6 protein-coding genes and 1 pseudogene are annotated in these 21,919 nt (G+C 43.2%); 3 read left to right on the forward strand and 4 right to left on the reverse strand.

What is annotated here, in order from left to right:
- From RMY31_RS00005 to RMY31_RS00020, 4 genes and pseudogenes are all read right to left on the reverse strand, one after another.
- On the reverse strand, positions 1-4,406 hold a 4,406-nt coding region (locus RMY31_RS00005), incomplete at its 3' end, for an amino acid adenylation domain-containing protein (RefSeq protein ID WP_409877013.1).
- Positions 4,403-14,095 carry an SDR family NAD(P)-dependent oxidoreductase gene (locus RMY31_RS00010; RefSeq protein WP_409877014.1) on the reverse strand — a complete coding sequence of 3,231 codons (9,693 nt, stop codon included), beginning with the start codon at positions 14,093-14,095 and terminating at the stop codon, positions 4,403-4,405. The genes RMY31_RS00005 and RMY31_RS00010, both read right to left, overlap by 4 nt.
- A 372-nt stretch (positions 14,096-14,467) precedes the next feature.
- Positions 14,468-14,623 carry a hypothetical protein gene (locus RMY31_RS00015; protein ID WP_409877015.1) on the reverse strand — a complete coding sequence of 52 codons (156 nt, stop codon included), beginning with the start codon at positions 14,621-14,623 and terminating at the stop codon, positions 14,468-14,470.
- A 1,058-nt stretch (positions 14,624-15,681) separates the two neighbouring features.
- Positions 15,682-15,906 (reverse strand): annotated as a pseudogene (locus tag RMY31_RS00020) (IS4 family transposase); the annotation flags it as partial.
- A 674-nt stretch (positions 15,907-16,580) separates the two neighbouring features.
- Here RMY31_RS00020 and RMY31_RS00025 point away from each other — a divergent pair.
- From RMY31_RS00025 to RMY31_RS00035, 3 genes are all read left to right on the forward strand, one after another.
- On the forward strand, positions 16,581-18,524 hold the full coding sequence (locus RMY31_RS00025) for an amino acid transporter (RefSeq protein ID WP_409877016.1): 1,944 nt from the start codon (positions 16,581-16,583) through the stop codon (positions 18,522-18,524).
- 198 nt (positions 18,525-18,722) lie between these two features.
- Positions 18,723-19,100: a DUF1565 domain-containing protein gene (locus RMY31_RS00030; RefSeq protein ID WP_409877017.1), complete on the forward strand. Its 378-nt coding sequence runs from the start codon at positions 18,723-18,725 to the stop codon at positions 19,098-19,100.
- A 60-nt stretch (positions 19,101-19,160) separates the two neighbouring features.
- Positions 19,161-21,755, forward strand: a complete 2,595-nt coding sequence (locus RMY31_RS00035) for a tetratricopeptide repeat protein (protein WP_409877018.1) — start codon at positions 19,161-19,163, stop codon at positions 21,753-21,755.
- Positions 21,756-21,919 lie beyond the last annotated feature (164 nt).

A 21,919-nucleotide genomic window follows, 5' to 3' on the forward strand; every position in this document is an offset into this window, starting at 1 on the left:
ATTGCCATAGAGCGAACACGGGTGAGTAATTCGCTAAAACTGGGGTTGCCTGTCAAGCTGGTACGCATGACTAAAGTATTGACAAAAAAGCCAATTAACCCTTCTATTTCAGAGCGATCGCGGTTAGCAATTGGCGAACCTACCAAAATGTCTTCTGTACCTGTATAGCGGTAAAGCAGGGTATCAAATGCTGCCAACAGCATCATAAAGAGGGTACAACCTTGCTCTTGGCTGAGTTTTGTCAGCTTACTAGTTAGTTCAAGAGAAAGTGCAAACTCTTGATGTGTCCCGTGGTAAGTTTGCACTGCTGGTCTAGGTCGGTCTGTGGGGAGTGACAATAAGGCTGGTGCGTCTTTTAGTTGTTGTTGCCAGTAACTCAATTGGCTTTGTAGTACTTCCCCTTGTAACCATTGTCTTTGCCAAATTGCGAAATCTGCATATTGAATCGGCAGTGGCGCTAAAGGTGAGCCTTTACCTTGAGAATAAGCATTGTACAGTGCTATTAGTTCTTGGACAAATACACCCATTGACCAGCCATCACTCACAACATGGTGCATACACACTAACAAGACGTATTCCGTCTCCGACAGCACTACTAATGTCGCCCTGATTAATGCTTCCTTTGCCAGGTTAAAAGGTTGAGTAACTTGTTGTTGTGCTAATTGTTGGCTAGTAATTTCTTGTTCGCCTGTGGATAAATACTTCAAGTCAACAACTGAAACTGTCCAAGTAGTTTCTGTTTGAATAATTTGAGAAGGTTTTCCATCAACTGTAATGAAGTTGGTGCGTAACGCTTCGTGGCGATGAATAATCTCTTGTAAGCTTTGTTCTAAGGCTACTTGATTCAAATTTCCCACTAGACGCAAAGCCATAGGAATGTTGTAAAAGGGGCTGTTAGGCTCGAATTGGTCTAAAAACCACAGACGCTGTTGTGCATAAGACACTGGTAATTCTGCATCCCTTGTCCGCCTTAAAAGTGGCGGGGAAGTTAGTTCTAAGTCCTGTTGCTGTAACTGCCCAATCGATCGCGCTAATTCTGCAACTGTGGCTCTTGCAAACAACTCACGCAATGGTAATTCTACTTTAAAGCTGGTGCGAATGCGTGAAAGCAGTTGCGTTGCTAGTAGCGAGTGTCCTCCTAATTCAAAGAAGTTATCATGTATGCCCACTTGGTCTAATTTCAGCACTTGCGCCCAGAGAAGTGCCAGCATTTCTTCAACTGGAGTGCGCGGGGCAACAAATTTTTCTAGCAGTGTGCTGTCTAACTCTGGTGTTGGCAGGGCGCGGCGGTCTACTTTCCCGTTAGAGGTGAGGGGTAAGGATGGAAGCAGCACAAAAGCACTTGGCATCATGTACTCTGGCAGCTTTACTTTGAGAAAGTGGCGCAATTCTACGACTGTGGGAGATTGTTCTGTCTGCGGCACTACATAAGCAACTAAACGTTTGTCGCCCGGTTCATCCTCCCGAACCACCACCACACTTTCCCAAATGGCTGGATGAGAAGCTAGTAATGCTTCAATTTCTCCTAACTCAATACGGAAACCGCGAATCTTGACTTGGTTATCGATGCGTCCTAAATACTCTAACTCGCCATTGGGCAAATACCGCGCTAAATCACCTGTTTTATATAAAAGTGCTGAGTGCTGAATTCCCCCTCTGCTTTCTGCTCCCTGCTCCCTGCCACTGTGAAAAGGGTTAGGGATAAATTTCTCTTTTGTCAACTCAGGGCGATTCAGATAGCCACGTGTCACCCCTTCGCCACCAACATACATCTCACCAGGAACGCCTATCGGCACTGGCTGAAAATATTCATCTAGTACATATACTTGTAAGTCGGGTATTGGGCGACCAATGACACTAGCTGTGTGATTTAAATCGGCTTTGCTCAATGGGCGGTAAGTGACGTGTACAGTGGTTTCTGTAATCCCGTACATATTCACTAATTGAGGCAAGGAGTCGCCATGTCGCTCAAACCAAGGTTGTAAACTCTTCAGTTCTAAAGCTTCGCCACCAAATATGACTAGGCGTAAGTTCAAGGAGGGGGCAGGGGAAAATGTTATTGACTGTTCTGCTTGAATTAACTGACGGAAAGCTGAAGGGGTTTGATTGAGAATTGTGACTTTCTCTTGACACAATAACTTATAGAAAGATTCAGGCGATCGCGTCACCAAATAAGGCACTACTACCAATCGTCCACCATACAGCAAAGCACCCCAAATTTCCCATACGGAAAAGTCGAAAGCATAAGAGTGGAACATTGTCCACACATCATCTTGATTGAATTTATACCAAGAGTCTGTCGCTGCAAACAGACGAGTGACATTCTTGTGATTGACTAAAACGCCTTTGGGTTTACCTGTGGAACCGGAAGTGTAGATGACATAAGCTAAATTATTCGGCGTTGTGGTGTTTTCTGGGTTTTTGTTGCTATGTTGCGCTATGGTTGAGCGATCGCTATCTATGCAAACAAGCTGTGCGCTATACTCTGGTAGTTTGTTGAGTAATTCTTGTTGGGTGAGTAGCACCTGAATCTGAGCATCTTCTAACATGAAACTCAAGCGGTCTTGGGGATACTCAGGATCAAGTGGCACATAAGCACCACCCGCTTTGAGAATGCCTAGCATTCCCACGATAGTTTCTAAGGATCGCTCTACACACAACCCAACCAAGGTATCTGATTTTACACCCAAGGAGCGTAAATAATGTGCTAACTGGTTAGCGCGAGTATTCAACTCGTAGTAAGTCAGTTGTTGATTCTCAAATACCACAGCTACAGCATTGGGTGTACGCTCTACCTGTGCCTCAAACAACTGATGGATACATTTATCCTGAGAATAATCGGCTTGAGTGTTGTTCCACTCTACTAATAACTGCTGTTGCTCAGGTTGTGTCAATAGGGGCAATTGGGAAATTGGCTGTTGTGGATTTGCCACAATCCCTTCAAGTAACGTTACAAAATGCCCTACCATTCGGGTAATTGTGCTGGCATCAAAAAGGTCAGCATTGTACTGCAAAATCCCAGCTAAAGAAGAATTTCCTTCTGAGAGCGTCAAATTTAGATCAAACTGACCCTGCATCTGAGGAATGTCAAAAGGTTTGAGGATAAATCCTTCTTTTTCTACTCCACCTTTTAACAAAAGTTTTTCTGTATGCTTAAACTGCCCCAAATTCTGGAAAATAAAGTTGAATACAGTTTGAAAAATTGGAGAGCGACTGGAGTCGCGCTGTGGCTGCAATCGCTCTACTAATAAAGCAAAGGGAAAATCTTGATGTGCTAGTGCTTGTGATACTGTGTGACGAATTTGAACCAGAAATTCCCTAAAACTGTGATTTCCTGAGAGATTTGCCCTTGTAACAACTAGACCGACAAAGTAGCCGACAATTGAGGCAAATTCTGTCTGAGTTCTACCCGAAGTAGGAACACCAACTAGAATATCCTCTTGCCCTGTATAACGATACAGGAGAACCTGATATGTCGCTAGAAGTAGGATATATTGGGTAACGCCTTCTTTTTGAGCTAATTTTTTGAGTTTTTCGCTAAGGTCTGGGGAGAGGTTAAAGTTATACGAAGCACCGTTATAGGTTTGGATGGGTGGTCGTGGCCGGTCTGTGGGCAAATTGAGTACAGGTAATTCTCCTGCTAGTTGTTGCTGCCAGTAATTCCAGAGCTTTTCTCCTTGGGGAGTAGTTAATAATTCTCTTTGCCAACTAATGAAATCAATGTAAGAGTGCTTTAGCGGAGTTAGAGATGGCTGATTCCCCGACTCTAGTGCAGGATAGCTTGTGATTAATTCTTCGAGCAGTGATGCCATCGACCAACCATCAAAAGCAATATGATGTATTGACATCAACAGGATGTGTTCCTGTGGTGAAGAAGTGAATAAACGCACCCGGATTACTGGCCCATTTTCGAGGTCGAAGGGTTGCTTATATTCCCGAATAACTCTTTGCTCAAGTTCCTGCTCGCCCCAACTGGAGACATTTATTTGTTGAAAATCTGGTAGCTGGCTTGGATGAATCTGTTGAACAACTTGATTACCTTGCTTGGAAAAAGTGGTACGCAACTGGGGATGGCGGTCAATCAGGAGTTGGAAAGTTTTTTGCAAAGTCGTGACATTTACCTGCGAACAAATACGACAAGTAAACGCCATATTGTAAGCTGGACTTTCAGGTGCTAATTGCCACAAGAACCACAGAGCTTGTTGACCGTAGGAAAGAGGATAAGTATTTAAAATATCTGGGCGATCGCGTAGTAAGTGTAAAATCTCAGTTTTGTACTGCTGTAGTTGAGCAACTACATCAGCAGTTAACAGCGACTTAGAACCACCAATACGTAATTTTTCTCCGTCATGCCCTAACTTAACCCCTTTAAAAGAAAGGTCTTGTAAAAATTCAACCAAGCTCATAGTTCTAACTCCACCCAATCGCTGTTTTCCAGATTTACTAATTGAAATTGCTCGCTATCTTTGCTCTGGCTTTCTTGAGCAAATTCATCATCAACATCTAGGGGAAAAATTTGTAATGCCAAATAGTCAGCCAGCTTTGTAACCGTAGGATAATCAAAAGCTAAATTTGCGGGTACAGAGCATTTTAAAGAGTTTTGCAGACGGTTTCGCAACTCAACAGCAGTCAGAGAATCCATTCCTAGCTCAAAAAACCCTTGTTCAATATCTCTGTTTGAGAGATTACGCCCTAGCACTTTAGCAACTTGTGAGGAAATATGCTCAATTAAAAGCGATTGGCGATCGCTTGCATTAGCCATTTCTAATCGAGTCCGAAAATCAGATTGTTCAACTTTCTTGGCTGTATGGGTGAAGTTAGCAAAGAACGGGGAACCGAAACTCGATTTCCTCAAAAATTCCGACCAGTTAAAGGGTATTACCGCTACTTGGGCAGAAGATTGATTCAACAATTGCTCTAGTACAGCTAATCCCTGTTGAGGAGAAATTGTACCAATACCACTCATCTGTAGGCGATTTTGATTTCGGCTATCTAAATTAGCTGCCATGCCCACTTGCGACCAAGGCCCCCAGTTAATACTTATTCCTGGCAAACCCAAAGCTTGGCGATAGTGGGCTAAGGCATCCATAAAAGCATTAGCGGCTGCATAGTTGCCTTGTCCTGTAGAGCCAATCAACGAACTCATCGACGAGAAACAGACAAAAAAGTCTAGTGGTAGATGTTGGGTGAAGGTATGGAGATTCCATGCACCTGCTACCTTGGGAGCCATGACTTCTCCAAAGCGATCTAAGGATTGCTGCTGCAATACTCCATCATCTAAGACTCCTGCTGTATGTATAATCCCCTTGAGTGGCGGTAGCTCCAAGTGGATTTTTTCTACCACCTCAGCCACTTGATGAGCTTGAGACACATCAGCTTTGACAACTAGCACCTTTGCCCCTAACTTCTCAAGGGTGGTGATGCGTTCTTGTGCAGTCAAAGATGCTTCATGCCGTCCAGTCAATACTAGATGTCGCGCTCCTTTTTCCACTAGCCACTGGGCAACCTCTAAACCTAAAGCACCAGTACCTCCGGTTATCCAGTAACTACCATCTAGGTTTACGGATGGTAATGTTTCGAGAGCTTTTCGTCGCACTAGGCGTGCCACATAACGTACACCTTGACGATAAGCAACTTGGTCTTCTGTATCAGCAGAGCATATTTCTGACCACAGCGATGGCTGCGCCAACGTCAAAGACGAACGCAAATTTTCCTCATCGGCAGCTAAATCTAAACGCACACATTGTAGTTCGGGATGCTCTAAGGTGATGACTCTACCTAATCCCCACAATGCCGCCCCAGTAAGTTGAACTGGTTGTGGCGATGGGCTATCTACCGCTTGAGTACCACGAGTCACCAACCATAGCCGAGGAGGTGTTTGGAAGTTGGCTTGCACCACAGCTTGCACTAGGTGTAAGACACTGCCGCAATTTAGAAGTTGTTCTTGTTCTAAAGCTGCCAGGGAGTTTTGCGATCGCTCTTGGTAACTCCACAGATGAATGATATTGCTGATTGGATATTGGCTGACGGCACTGATTAATTTTTGCCAGTGATCTGGGAGACTGGGATCGATTTGATAATGTCGCTGGTCAATTTTCTGATAGCTAACACCAGCAGACACTAGGATATAATCGGCTCCTTGTTGTTGTAATTGGTTAGCCAGTTGTTGCCCTAATCCTTCTGGGTCAGCCAAAATCAGCCAACAGCCACCAGGAACAGCAACCGATTGACTTTTTTCCACCGCTTGCCATTCAATTTCATAAAACCAATCTGCGACATCTTGCTCCAGAGAATGCAGTAAGGACTTGCGAGTCACTTTTTTGGCTTCTAAACCTGTGATGTCTGCAATCAACTGTCCGCTAGCATCAAAAAGTCTAATATCTACTACTAGCTTGTCAGGATTGGAGTCATCTGACTGGCGCTGAAGTATATGACACCATAACTGCTGATTTTGGGGGCGTTGGTAAATCTGGAAACGCTCAACTGCGAAGGGTACAGATGTCTCATCGTCAGAGAAGAAAATGCAGATTAGTTGCAAGCAAGAGTCCAGAAGACCCGGATATAATTGATAATCTTCTAAACCATCTACTAGGTCAAGCCATTTGAGCTTGGCTAGGGCTTCTCCTTCTCCACACCAGACACAATCAAGCCACTGGAAGCTAGGCCCCAATAGAAGCTGACGCTTCTGCAAATTTTGGTAAATTTCGAGTGCAGCTATTTGTCGAGTACAGCGTAACTGGATTTCTTGGATGGGGACAATTTCTGGTTTGCTGGGGTTGCTTTGAATTTTCCCTGTAGCATGGACTAGCCACTCACTAACCTGAGTACTACCATTCGGTACTGCATCAAAGCTTATGAGTTGGAAAGATGCACCACTCTCTTCAAAAGACAGCACCAGCTGCACCGTGCGTGCTTTCTCTTCGGGGATAGCCAATGCCTGCGGGAAAATTATATTTTCTAACAGACACGCCTCATTAGCGAAAGTCAGCTCTGCTGCACTAAATATTAGGCAGAGATGACAAGCTCCAGGTACAACAACTTTGTTATATAGTTGATGTTCTGCTAAAAACGGTAGAGTTTGAGTACTGAATTCAGTTTCAAACAAGATTTCCTTGCTCAAGGGCAACTGGAGCTTTTTGTCTAGTAATGGATGCAGTTTTGCTGGTTGTAGCTGTTGATGCCGATGCGGAGTATTTTCAATCCAATAGCGTCGTCTTTGAAATGGATAGGTCGGTAGTGCAACTTTGCGGCGAGAATAATCTTGCTCAAGTCCTAACCAATTAACTTTGCCTCCGGCTACGTATAACTCACCTAAACTAGAAAGCAGTTGTTGCCATTCTGGTACTCCCTCACGTAAAGAAGGTAGCCATAAACCCTGATTATCTGGCAAGCATTGACGACCCATGCCTAACAAAATCGGTTTCGGCCCGATTTCTAAGAACACTTGATATCCAAGCTGGTGCAATGTCTGCATACTATCAGCAAACCGCACTGGTTGACGGATATGATTCACCCAGTATTGTGGCGTTGTGATGCGATCGCCTGCAATTTCTCCAGTAACATTAGATACTAATGGAATCTGTGGCTGATTGTAGGTTACTTGATTGGCGATCGCTTCAAACTCAGCTAACATCGGTGTCATCAACGGGGAATGGAAGGCATGGGATACTTGCAAACGCTTTGTCTTGATTCCTTGTGCTTCTAGTTGCTGACAAACAACGGCGATATCTTCCCTAGTGCCAGAAATTACTACACTTTCGGGGCCATTGATGGCTGCTATTGTCACCCGTTGATTATAGGCTGCAAGAACTTCTCTCACCTTCGCTTCTGAAGCCATCAGGGAAACCATTTCACCCCCAGATGGTAACTGCTGCATCAACCGTCCCCGATGGGCAATGAGTTTTAGCCCATCTTCCAGCCTGAAAACACCCGCTACAGTTGCAGCCACATACTCACCAACGCTATGCCCCATTACTACATCTGGCTCAATTCTCCAGGATTTCCAAAGTTGATACAGGGCATACTCAATCGCAAATAGCACAGGTTGAGTATATGCAGTTTGATCCAGCAGATGCTCAAGACCTTGGCTAGAATACAGTACCTCTAACAAAGAATGCTCTAGATAAGGGCGAAGAATTTCATCACACTGCTCTAAAGTTTGGCGGAAGATGGGTTGAGTGTCGTACAGTTGCCGCCCCATGTTGATATATTGAGAGCCTTGTCCAGTAAACAAGAAGGCTATTTTTAGTGACTTGTTATTGGACTGGACGCTTTTGGAAGATGTCAAATCAGCAAGTTGCTCTACCAATTGCTCCCTAGAGTTAGCCACAAAAGCCAGACGGTGGTTAAAATGCTCCCGCCCTGTATTCGCCGTATAGCAAACATCTGCAATAGATACTTCCGGATTCGATGTCAAAAATTCTCGATAACGGTGTCGCAATTCTCCTAAAGCCTGTTCATTCTTTGCTGAGAGGGCGAGTAGGTGGTATGGACGCTCCCCTGCTCCCTGTCCCCTGCTCCCTGTCCCCTGCTCAAACAGAGGTGCTTCTTCCAGAATCACATGGGCATTAGTACCACCGATGCCCAAAGAATTGACCCCAGCACGACGGGGATAACCTTGGGTATGCCAATCCTTCAAAGTAGTATTAACGTAAAAAGGCGTATTGGGTAAATCTAGCTGAGGATTGGGTTGTTCAAAGTGCAGGCTCGGTGGAATTTTTTTATGGTATAGTGACAAGACTGTTTTCATAAAACCAACTACACCAGAGGCAATCTGGAGATGACCGACATTGGTTTTTACTGAACCGATCGCACAAAAGTTTTTTGACTGCGTACTAGCACGAAATGCTTGAGTCAGTCCGCCAATTTCAATCGGATCTCCTAAAGGTGTTCCAGTTCCATGTGCTTCTACGTAACTGATGGTGTCTGCATCAATTCCAGCCATCGCCATTGCTTCTGTAACCACAGATGCTTGACCATCTCCATTAGGAGCCATGTAGCCAACTTTTGTACCACCGTCATTGTTAACGGCTGAACCTTTAACTACAGCATAGATGTGGTCGCGATCGGCGATCGCATCTTCCAACCGCTTCAAAACCACAATCCCCACACCACTACCAAAAATAGTCCCCTGAGCTTGTGCATCAAAAGCTCGACAATGACCATCTGGCGTAACAATCATTCCCTCTTGATACAAATGACCAATTTTTTGTGGGGCATTCACAGAAACCCCGCCAGCTAAAGCCATGTCACTTTCGCCACTCAGCAAGCTAGCGCAAGCCATGTGAATTGTCACTAGGGATGTAGAGCAAGCGGTTTGCACATTCACACTCGGCCCAGTCAAATTGAGTTTGTAAGAAATCCGTGTGGTTAAATAATCCTTATCATTAGCAACCATCATCTGCAAACCACCCATCGAATCTGTGGTTGCTACTTGCAGATTATCGTTAATATCTAGCTGATGGCGGTTGGGATAAACATTATTCAGTAAATAAGTGTTCATCACCGCGCCAGCATAAATCCCGATCGCACCATCATAGGTCAGAGGATTATAACCAGCAGTTTCTAAGCTTTCCCAAGCACATTCGAGTAAAAGACGCTGCTGAGGATCTAGTAATTCTGCTTCTTTTGTGCTATAGCCGAAGAAATCAGCATCAAAAGATTCCACATCCGATAATATTGGCTTGGCTTTGACGTAGTTAGGATTTTTTACCAGTGCCGGATCTACACCTGCGGCAATAATTTCTTCATCGCTGAAAAACGAAATCGATTCTACGCCATTGCATAAATTTTGCCAAAATTCATCAATATTATTAGCACCGGGAAAACGACATGACATGCCGATGACAGCAATATCCGATGTATTAGCAGTGTGGCGAGAACTACGAACTTTGGCGCGTTTTTGACCTTGGACTACAGAAGGTGATTCTGTTTGCCCTTGACTTAAGTACTTAGCTAAGGTGCTGATGCTGGGATATTTAAACATATCCACAATCGACACTGGAATCTGGAAGAACTCTTGCAATTTACTCTGAGCCTGTACCAGAAGTAGTGAATGTCCCCCTAGCTCGAAGAAGTTATCATGAATACCTACTTCTTCAAGACCCAACACTTCTTGCCAAATCTGCGCCACTTGACGTTCAACGTCTGTTACTGGTTGTGCTTGGTCATTGGCGCTTTCGTGCAACTCGCCTCTGGTGAGCTTGTCTAGATCGATGATGCCTGTCTTAGTTAACGGCATCTGTTGTAGCTGCACAAAATTGCAAGTGCTGGGTGTACCATAGCGATCGCGCACCACTAATTTAGATAATTGCTCCCCAACTGAGGAATTACTAGCGGTAAAATAAGCAGTTAATTTTTCCAGAGGGTAAGTATCTTCTACATAGCTGCGGATATATCGGTTACTGCCATCTAATCCCACTAGCAATTGCACCTGATTATGATGTAAACCAATGAGCAAAGAATACAGCCCTTGTCGTGCAGATATGGAATAATATCCTTTGGTTTGAGCCAACTTGCTTCTTTGGTAGTCCTGGCTAATGCCGAGGCCATCCCACAGACTCCAGCTAAAGCAATGGCTCTTTAACCCTTGAGTGCGCTGATAATGTGCAAAACTCTCTAGAAACTGATTAGCTGCGACAAATGTGCCGACAGTAGCGCCTCCTAAGAAACTACTTACCGAAGAAAAGCTGATAAAAACTGCTTGGGGATCATCTAGTAGTAGTTGATTTAGCACCCAAGCTCCTCCAACTTTTGAGCGTAAGGCTGCTGACCAACTTTCGTGGCTTTCTTCGATGAGCGATCGCTCCTGGTAAGATCCTGCTAGATGCAACACCCCGTCTAATTGGCATCCCCAGCTAGACTTTGCCTGTTCAACCATCTGTTGCAAAGCTGGCAAATCGCAGACATCCATTGCCTCATAGAGGATTTCTCCACCCAGCCTTTCTAGTTCTTGATAAGCCGCAATTTTCTGAGATATGGCATTAGACTGTCCTGTGTAGTTGTGCCATGTACTTCTTTGGGGTAGTTCAGTTTTACCAACCAACAGCAGCCGTGCTTTGTAATACTTCAGTAAATACTTAGCAATTTCAACACCAACACCCCCAAGACCACCACTGATTAAATACATTCCACCTGGTTTAAAAGCAAAATCTTGCTTTTGTGTGGAGGAAAAATCTACTTTCTCTAATCGAGGAATCCAACGCTGTCCTTGGCGATAAGCTACCTCAGATTCTCCTGATAACATCTGCAACTCTTGCAGAACGCACTCTGCATTCACCGCAGTTTCATCTACTGTCAAATCTAGATGACGACTAGACAATCCTGGTATTTCCTGTTCGATTACTTTCAGTAACCCCAGCAGTGGTGATTTTTCATAAGCAATTTCGTCACCAGGTGATGTAAACTGCGTATAATTGGAAACTACTAACAGTTCAACAGAACGTTGAAATTTCTGGATATTAGCTAACGCTTTAATTAAGGATAGGAGACTATAAGCACCAGAAGTTTGAGCCTGTTCCAAGGACTCTAAGCTGGAAACCTCATTAATACAAGTGTCATAAGTCCATAGGTGCAAAATTCTATCGATTTGAAAGCCCTTGGCTGACAGAGCAGATAGCAAACGCTGATAATGTTCGGGATTATTTGGCGCAATTTGATAGCGGTTATTGCTCAGTTGCTTAAAGTCTACTCCTGCTTCAACACCAACCCACGACAACCCCTGTTTTTGGAGTTCTGCACCCAAATATTCCCCTAGTCCCAATTGGTCGAGAAATACCAGGAAGTTACCATTAATTGTAGACTTTTGGCTTACAGGCGCTTTTGGTCGCCATGTTTTACGATAAAACCAGCCTGGCAGTAAGTTGGGATTATCTAAATTGATGCCTAACTGTTGAATAATACTATCGAATTCACCAGCCACAAACCTCTTGCTTAATTGCGATCGCTGAATTTTACCAATTGCAGTCTTGGGAATCATTTCCTTTTTCACAGGAATGATGTAATTTGGATTAACCCCAATATTTTTAACAACTGCTCCACGAATCTTTTTGATTAGTTCTTTTAACAAGGTCTGCTCGGAAATAGCAGAATTAAAAAAGATTGCTAACCGATCTGCGTTACTACCAGAAAGTTGCACGGCACAGGCAGCCGTATAAGATATCTCTACGCCCTCAACTTCTTCAACTACTGATTCAATTTCATGGCTGTAATAGTTGATGCCATTAATAATGATGTCATCTTTATCTCTGCCAGTCAGTATGATACGTCCTGACTTGATATAGCCGATATCTCCAGTATTAAACCACCCATCAAGAGTAAAGGCTTCGCGGTTACGCTCTGGATTTTTGTAGTAACCAGAGGTCACAGAAAGCCCTTTAACTTGAAATTTCCCAATTACTCCTTCAGGAACGACTTGGTTATTTTCATCAGTGATGCGAATCGATGCTCCGGGAATTGGTGGCCCGAGTTCTACAAATGACATTTCATCTGATGATGTTAAGAGAGAGAAACCATCAGACCAAGTGATTCCTGAGCAAGTCTCAGACATCCCAAAAGCTGGATGAATGGCGTTAGGTGGTAAACCATGCCGTTGGAAGAGCTTAAGAAAACTACGTGCTGTTTTCGGTACGATTTGCTCTCCAGCGTTCACTAGAAAGCGCATAGAAGATAAATCCCATGGGCGCTGATTTATTTCACTAGCGCGTTCATTGAGTAAGGAAAAAGCGAAGTTTGGGGCCCAAGAAACCGAGCTTTTGTGGCGTTGAATCAATTCCAACCAGCGAATAGGATTTTGCAGAATATATTCTGTAGATACATGGATTTGCTTGCAACCTAAATCAACTGCCATCAGTCCCAGAAATACAATTGCACCCACATGCTCTAATGGCATCCAGTTCAAAACAATGTCATCACTGGAAAAATTGTTCATTTGGGCTGTGCCAGCCGTCATACTTAAGAGATTGCGATGAGTTAACATCACACCTTTAGGAAAACCAGTACTACCTGAAGTGAGTAATAGTAGTGCTAAATCATCTTGGTCACTTTGATGAATATTTCTATCTGGTTGGTTTTGGCGTAAGTTATCTACTGTCTCAACTTGAAAGTTTTCTATATTTAAAAGTACTGGTAACTCCCGAAGGCTTTGAACTAATTTTGAGCTTGTCAGAACAATAGGTTGCTCTAGCATCTGCCAAGCATTGTGTAATTTATTAACAGCGCTGTTAACCTGCTCATAGGCAGGTGCGATAGAAACTGGTACGGGAATAAAACCGCCCAGTATACAGCCCCAAAACGCGGGTATGAAATCTTGACTGAGATCAATTTGAAATATTACTTTGTCTAGTGGCTTTAAACCTAACTTTCTTAAACCAGCTAATATCTTTTGAGCATCTAATAGTAAATCTTTATAAGATTGAATAATCTCGGAACCATCAGATTGAATATAAACCAGTTCTTTTTCTGGAAATTGAAGAGCTGTCTTTTGCAGTGCTTCCCAAAGAAGTTTTGGAGCATTTTTTTCTCGCTTGAGTTCTCTGCCATGACTAATAGCTAGCTGAATTGAACTGGAATTTTGATTGATAGTTGAGCGGGTAAATTGAGATGCAACTGAAGTATTATTTTCTTCACTTGTAAGAGTTTTATAGTCACCAAGTAAGTCTGATAGACGTAGTGACTGCTGCTGCTTGAGGTGTTCTTGAACTACTACTGCTACTTGCTTAACTTCAGGTACTAACTGTATTTGCTCTGACCATCGCTGTACAAGGCTTGCATCTCTTACTTTCAAATGACTTAAGGTAGTTTCATCTATCTGTCCCGATGGAGTCAACGGTAGAGTGGAGACTGGCACAATCGCCTTCGGTATTAATTCGCTAGACAGAATTGTTTGCAAGTAAGATAGCAATTGTTCTGGTACAAATAAACCTGATGGAACTACATAAGCAACTAAATCTTGTTTTAAATTTTCTGTCTGCTTCTCTATGACTACACAATCGTCAACAGCCGAACTTGACCGGATAGCAACTTCTACTTTTCTACAACATGTAAAACTTTTATTATTTGAATTTACTAAAAGCTGACTATGATTGTCTAACTGCATTAGCTTGTATATCCTTCTTAAAGACAGTTACCAGTTATCAGTTGTGTGTTTATCCTTGGGTTTGAGTCCCCCACTAGAAGAGTGGTTCGCGTTGGTGGCGGGTCTAAACCTACGCCGATACGCCTTCACTGATTGATAACTGAATCAGTGATAACTGATTTAAAATCATTTCTCAATAATTGCAACTGTTTTCGGAATCTCTATTTCTTGAGCATTAGTACTTGACTCTAAGCTAAGTCCATTTTTCAGTTTGATGTTTTAGCTCCTCTGTAATCGGTAAATCTTTAATTTATTTAATAAGAAATTGAACAGATTTGGTTTTGTTACGTTCTTTATAAATAGCTTTGACAATGGCTTTAAGTCCATATCCTGCTACAGCATCCCTACAACCGTTATTAGACCAACTAGCTTTATACCTCCGACGATGCCAAACGGCCCTCCCAACACTGTGATGGCAGATGCAACCGCAGCAGAACTAACCCTTGGTGTGACTGATGACTTTACTCTTTTTTGATAAAAACTAATCATTGTTGAAACAAACTTACTTTCTTTAAATTAACATACTGAAAATTTCAACTAAAGAATAATCTCATTTTTCTCAATAAAATGCAACAGCATTCCAACAAGACAGTTAAGACAGTTAAGACAGTTAAGACAGTTAAGACAGTTAAGAAATCAATCGCTAACAAGTAATGTTGTTCGCAAAGATTTAAAGCATAATACTTCTATAAATTTAAATAAATATTTAGATAAATATGTTGACTATAAAACCCAAACAAACTATGTTTTTTATACTAATGGTCATAAATTTTGGATATTTGGGCAATAATTGAAAGTTTTCAAGATTGCAATGAATTATAATTTTGAGTAAATTATTAAGTTTATCTTACCCAACTGGTCGGGTCAGAGTGGATTACATTACTGTACCGCTCTCCCCTAAGAACCCCGCATGACTATTACTCACATCTTGCACCTGGAAATATGGATGTCAAAACCACAACTACGTGTAAGAGGAATTAGTCGTTCAATCTCAAGTAAAAGAAGAGACACGACTATTTAAGGGAAAATAGATTCAAGTGCAGTTTGTGCAGCCTCACCCCAATCAGGTGATAATGGCAGTTAAGTGGATAAATAAGTCCAATGAGCAATAAGGTAAGCAGTTAGAGAAAGGATGAACCAGCAATACATCCCAAGCAGAGTACCTTGCCCAAAACGATGTAAGCCGAAGCGATGTTTTCCCTGTGTTTATCCCTGAGTGCCTGTGATATTGCTTTGGTCTGATTACTATCGAACAGATGTTGCCCTTCGTAACAAAAGCCATCACGCACATAATTGTGCTATGCAGTGCGATCGCAGAAAGCGCAATGACGTAAATCCACCAATGCCATGCAACGTCCCTCCTCTATAGGCATTGAAAGAATCATCTAAAATTATTCTCTATACATGTCTACATGCGTAAACGGCAACACCTACGACATGACTCACGGCCTCACGGCGATCGCACGCAGTAATCATAATTAAGCCAAGAGAATATCTAAAATTAAGTCACACAGACGACCTATTTATATAACAATGCCTTAGCCAATTTACGAGGGTTCAACACCAGTAGAAACGGGATGAATACGTCCTAAAGAACTAAGTTGGGCAAGAATTTGGGACAATAAAATAGGCTCAGGCTGTTGGGGAAGCATTTTTAATATTTCACGGACATATCGAAAGCCACGATAATGAGCTTTCAGGTCAGTAATGCCAGAGCCAGGATTGTGTTGACGAAAACAAGAAAGAAGATGATGGGATAAAGTAGCCAAAAATTATTTGAGTCCAATGTAAAAAATATTTTGCAAGAAAGACAAAAGCTTAAATAAGCAAAGACTATTTAGCAGCATTAATAGAGGTATAAAGCTTATCTAATCAACTTTACTGCGCTAGTTACGATCTAAATTATTTATGTACGATCGACGTAAATTTAACTACAAAACATTAAGTATTATTTAACAAATGAGCAAAGATGAAGTAGTTTCTCCGAATGTAAAACTAGAAACTGTTTGATAATTTATAAAAACTTTAATTTTTATATTCTTTTCAAGGTACATATGTATCTACGTCTATACTCAAGCACACAATTTACTAAAGAACCTGTTTGAGCCATTATCGCGCAAGAGCATTGGCTGTCTAAAACCTTTATCAATAAAGCTTTTTAGCTTGCTAAGAAAAATTGTTCTTACTTATAAGAATTATTATAAATAAACTTAGCATCAATCTAATAGCCCATAGATTTAAATCTATGGGATGCTCGGCAAGCAATTGGCTAAAATGGAATCCACTCCAGTAGTTTAGAATTTTGCCCCATTGATATCAATTATCTCTCTCTAAGCAGGTGCGCGATCTTTACTCAACAAGTCAGTACAGAGAAAGAGTTGATGAGACTAAAGCCACGTGATACGCGCGCATGGTATATATATCACATGGGAGAAGTAATGTTTTGATGCCTAAATTAATTACTTCAAATCGTGTCAGCCGACAATTCATCCATTGGTTGCTGGCAGAAGACCGACAAGAGAAGAAAGGTCCGTACAGGAAGGAACAAACACACCGCAAACACCCTTGGTGGCAGGTGATGTGTCTGACTGGTGTAGATTATTTTTCAACACTTGGCTACCAACCTGGAATTGCAGCAATAGCCGCAGGCGCTCTTTCTCCTGTGGCTACTCTAGTTTTAGTTCTGTTAACACTTTTTGGAGCTTTGCCAATTTATCGGCGTGTTGCTGCTAAAAGTCCTCATGGTGAAGGTTCGATCGCAATGCTCGAACATTTGCTACCCTGGTGGCAAGGTAAGCTATTCGTCCTTTGCTTACTTGGTTTTGTGGCAACAGACTTCATTATTACCATTACACTATCGGCTGCTGATGCCACGGCTCACATTATCGAAAATCCGCTCGCCCCGAATTTACTTCACAATCAGGAAGTCGGAATCACGCTGGTATTAATTGCATTATTAGGTGCGGTTTTCCTGCGAGGTTTTCGAGAAGCGATCGGAATAGCAGTATTTTTAGTGGGAGTTTATTTGCTGTTAAACTCGGTTGTTATTGGCGTTGGTCTGTATCAGATCCTAAATCACGCATCTGCGATCGCTAACTGGCAAACAGCACTTTTTGCACAACATTCCAACCCTCTGTTAATGCTCGGCGCAGCTATTTTGGTATTTCCCAAGCTAGCACTGGGATTGTCAGGCTTTGAAACTGGCGTGACTGTCATGCCTCTTGTACAAGGTAGCAGCAGCGACACCCCCGAAAAGCCCAAAGGACGTATTCGGAATACGCGCAAGCTGCTTACCACTGCTGCGTTGATTATGAGCTTCTTTTTACTTACCAGCAGCTTTATCACTACTCTACTGATTCCGGCAGCAGAATTTGCAACTGGGGGCAAAGCAAATGGACGTGCCCTTGCTTATCTAGCACATCTTTATCTAGGTAATAGCTTTGGCACAATTTATGATTTAAGTACCATTAGCATTCTGTGGTTTGCAGGTGCATCGGCAATGGCAGGGCTGCTGAATATTGTGCCTCGCTATCTGCCACGCTATGGGATGGCACCTAACTGGACAAGAGCAACGCGACCTTTAGTATTGGTGTATGTAGCTATTGCCCTTATTGTCACAATTATCTTTCGGGCTGATGTCGAAGCCCAAGGTGGGGCTTACGCCACTGGTGTGCTGGTGTTGATGAGTTCCGCTGCGTTGGCTGTAACTTTGTCAGTCCACCGTCAGAGGTCAAGGCGAGCAACACTTGTGTTTGCACTTATCACACTGGTATTTATATTCACTACTGTTGTAAATATCATTGAAAGACCAGAGGGCATCAGGATTGCTTCGTTCTTTATTGGTGCTATTGTTCTCACCTCATTAATTTCCCGTGTTTGGCGTTCCACCGAACTGCGAGTAGAAAGGATTGAAATTGACGAAAAAGCTCGCCAATTCATTGCTGAGGAAAGCCAAGGAGCAATCCGCATAATTGCTAATCGATTCAATAAGGGCGACGAGCTAGAGTATTTTTTAAAAGAAAAAGAGGTGCGCGAAGACAATCACGTTCCGTCTACCGACCCAGTTCTTTTTCTCGAAATTATGGTGTCAGATGCTTCCGACTTTGCTGATGTCATCAAAGTAAAGGGAGTGCAGGTTGGTGATTACCGTATCCTGCGTGCTGAGAGTGCAGCAGTTCCCAATGCTATTGCGGCTTTACTTCTTCATATTCGCGACCAAACGGGAAAGATTCCACATGCTTACTTCGGTTGGGCAGAAGGAAACCCGATACAATACTTGCTACGTTTTATCTTGTTTGGTGAGGGTGATATTGCTGTGGTCACTCGTGAAGTCCTTCGCAAAGCAGAGAAAGATACCGAACGCCGTCCTGGGATTCATGTAGGCGGGTGATAGGGGGCAGAGGGGCAGAGGGGCAGAGGGGCAGAGGGGCAGGGGAGAAATAACTTCTGTCTCTTGTCTTATTAATGGTGGTTAATGGTGGAAAAGGAGGGTTTTTTAGAATTTTTTCAGCTATTGGCTCTCCATTAGCTATTTAGAGGCTGTTAGACTGGAAATCATTAGTATAATTTCGTATATTTTTGCGAATTTATGGAGCCAGCATCACTAACGGCAGCGGCGATCGCAACTTTGGTTATCACTAAGGCTTTTGAAAAAACTGGTGAAATCGTCGGCGAAAAGGTTTGGCAGGAAGGCGAACAGTTATTATCACTACTGAAGCGCAAAGAACCTAGTACGGCGAGTGCGATTGAACTGACTCAAGCACTACCTTTAGATTATAGTCGGGCTTATCTGATTGGGCAGCAAGTAGAAGAAGCGGCGCAGAAAGACCCTGAGATTGCTCAAGCTGTGGAAGCTGTAGCCAAGGAAGCACAACCAAAACTGACGAATACTATTATTGAAAATTGGCAGGGGATCAACATTAAAGGCGGGACTAATACCATTTCTGGCAATACCTTTAATTTTTGACTAGAGTCGCCCGAACGGGAACGGGTAAAGTCAAATCCCTCTACTGAAATACCGCAAAATTTGCCCCTGAGTGGGGTGGTGGAATTTGTCGGACGTGAAGAGGAATTGCAAAACCTCCACCAACTTTTGCAGGATAATAAACAAGTAGCAATAGCCGCTATTGCTGGGATGGGTGGAGTCGGTAAAACAGAACTCGCCCTGCAATATGCCCTCAACAAGCGCGAAACATATAACGGTGGGCTTTGCTGGTTGCTGGCAAAAACTGGGGATGTAGGCATTCAAGTTGTGCAGTTTGCTAGAACGCAGCTTGATTTAAATCCGCCAGAAGATTTTGATATACTCGCCCAAGTGCAATACTGTTGGCGGCGTTGGCGTGAGGGGGATGTGCTGCTAGTGTTGGATGATGTCGGCGACTACGAGCAAGTCAAGCCTTACTTACAGTCGCTACCTTCTCGGTTTAAAGTGTTGATGACTACACGCCAGAACTTGGGACGCATCGCACAGTTATCTTTGGATGTGCTGCAACCAGAGGCGGCGCTGGAGTTGTTGAGGTCTTTACTCAAGGAAACACCAGAGCGAATTGAGCGAGAATTAGCTGTAGCAAATCAGTTGTGTGAGTGGCTGGGATATTTGCCTTTGGGTGTGGAATTAGTGGGGCGCTATCTGGCGCGCAAACAAGATTTGTCTTTAGCAGAAATGTTGCGGCGGTTGGAGAACAAGCGACTAGATGAGCGTTCTTTGTCTAAATCTAAGTCGGAAGCCGACATGACAGCACAACGAGGTGTGTTAGCAGCCTTTGAGTTAAGTTGGCAAGAATTAGAGGACGACGATAAGCAATTAGGCTGTTTATTGAGTTTATTTGCCGCCGCACCCATACCTTGGAAGTTGGTGGAACAGTGTTTACCAGAAGAAGATGCGGAAGATTTAGAAGAAATTAGAGACGATAGCTTGCTGAATCTACATTTACTCCAGCGCAAAGGTGAGGGAGTTTACCAATTGCATCCACTGTTGCGGCAGTTTTTCCAATATAAGTGTACAGGTTTAGAAAAGGCAGAGGAATTAAAGCGAAGTTTTTGCAAGGTGATGGTAGCAGTCGCCAAAGATATTCCTTACTCACCTACCCTTCAACAAATCAACGATGTCACCCCCACCATACCTCATCTAGCTGAAGTAGCAAGGAATCTCATTCAATACGTCAGTGATGATAATTTACCTTGGCCTTTTGTCGGCAACGCTCGATTTTATGATGGTCAGGGATTGTATGACAAAGCAGCACCTTGGTTTAAGCAGTGTCTAGAAATCACTAAAAAACGCTTGGGAGAAGAACATCCTAATGTTGCCGCCAGTCTCAACAACCTGGCTTTACTCTACTACTCCCAAGGAAGATACAGCGAAGCCGAACCCCTGTACCTGCAAGCTTTGGAATTAATGCAACGCTTGCTGGGAGAGGAGCATCCAGATGTTGTACTTAACCTCAACAACTTGGCTTTACTCTACAACTCCCAAGGAAGATACAGCGAAGCTGAACCTTTGTTCATCCAAGCTTTGGAACTAACGCAATGCCTGCTGGGAGAGGAGCATCCTAATGTTGCACTTAACCTCAACAACCTGGCTTTACTCTACCACTCCCAAGGAAGATACAGCGAAGCCGAACCTTTGTTCATCCAAGCTTTGGAACTCAGACGACACCTACTAGGAGAAGAACATCCTGATACTGCTTCTAGCCTCTACGACCTGGCAGGACTCTACTATTTCCAAGGAAGATACAGTAAAGCGGAACCTTTGTTCATCCAAGCTTTGGAACTTAGACGACACCTACTAGGAGAAGAACATCCAGATGTTACACGAAGCCTCAACAACTTGGCAGAACTCTACCGTTCTCAAGGAAGATACAGCGAAGCCGAACCTTTGTTCATCCAAGCTTTGGAACTTAGACGACACCTACTAGGAGAAGAACATCCAGATGTTGCCGCCAGTCTCAACAACCTGGCTTCACTCTACTACTCCCAAGACAGATACAGCGAAGCCGAACCCTTGTTCATCCAAGCTTTGGAACTATGGCAACGCTTGCTGGGAGAAGAACATCCAGATGTTGTACTTAACCTCAACAACCTGGCTTTACTCTATTACTCCCAAGGAAGATACAGCGAAGCCGAACCTTTGTTCATCCAAGCTTTAGAACTAACGCAATACCTGCTGGGAAAGGAGCATCCAAATTTTGCACTTAACCTCAACAACCTAGCGGGACTCTACAACTCCCAAGGCAGATACAGCGAAGCCGAACCCCTTTACATCCAAGCTTTGGCACTCTACCGCAAGCTGCTGGGTGAAGAACATCCAGATGTCGCACTTAGTCTCAACAACCTAGCGGCACTCTACAACTCCCAAAGCAGATACAGCGAAGCCGAACCCCTTTATATCCAAGCTTTGGCACTTAGGCGCAAGCTGCTGGGCGAAGAACATCCATCTGTCGCACTTAGTCTCAACAACCTAGCGGCACTCTACGACTCCCAAGGCGGATACAGCGAAGCCGAACCCTTGTACATTCAAGCATTAGATATTTTTGAGCAACGGTTAGGCACAGATCATCCAAATACTGTTACTGTGCGTAAAAATTTAGCATATTTGCGCGATCGCCTGACCTCTGAGCAGTAAAATTTAAGCTCTCAGCCTCATCAATCAAGCTTTAATCTCCAAGTTCCGTGTTCTGAACTCAAAGTTTCCTGTTCCAAACAAAAACGTTCCTATTTCAAGTGAGAATATTCCTGTTTTAAACGAAAACGTTTCTGTTTCAAGTGAGAATATTTCTGTTCTAAATG

Origin of the sequence: Dendronalium sp. ChiSLP03b (assembly GCF_034531165.2) — a bacterium.
GTDB lineage: Bacteria > Cyanobacteriota > Cyanobacteriia > Cyanobacteriales > Nostocaceae > Dendronalium > Dendronalium minutum.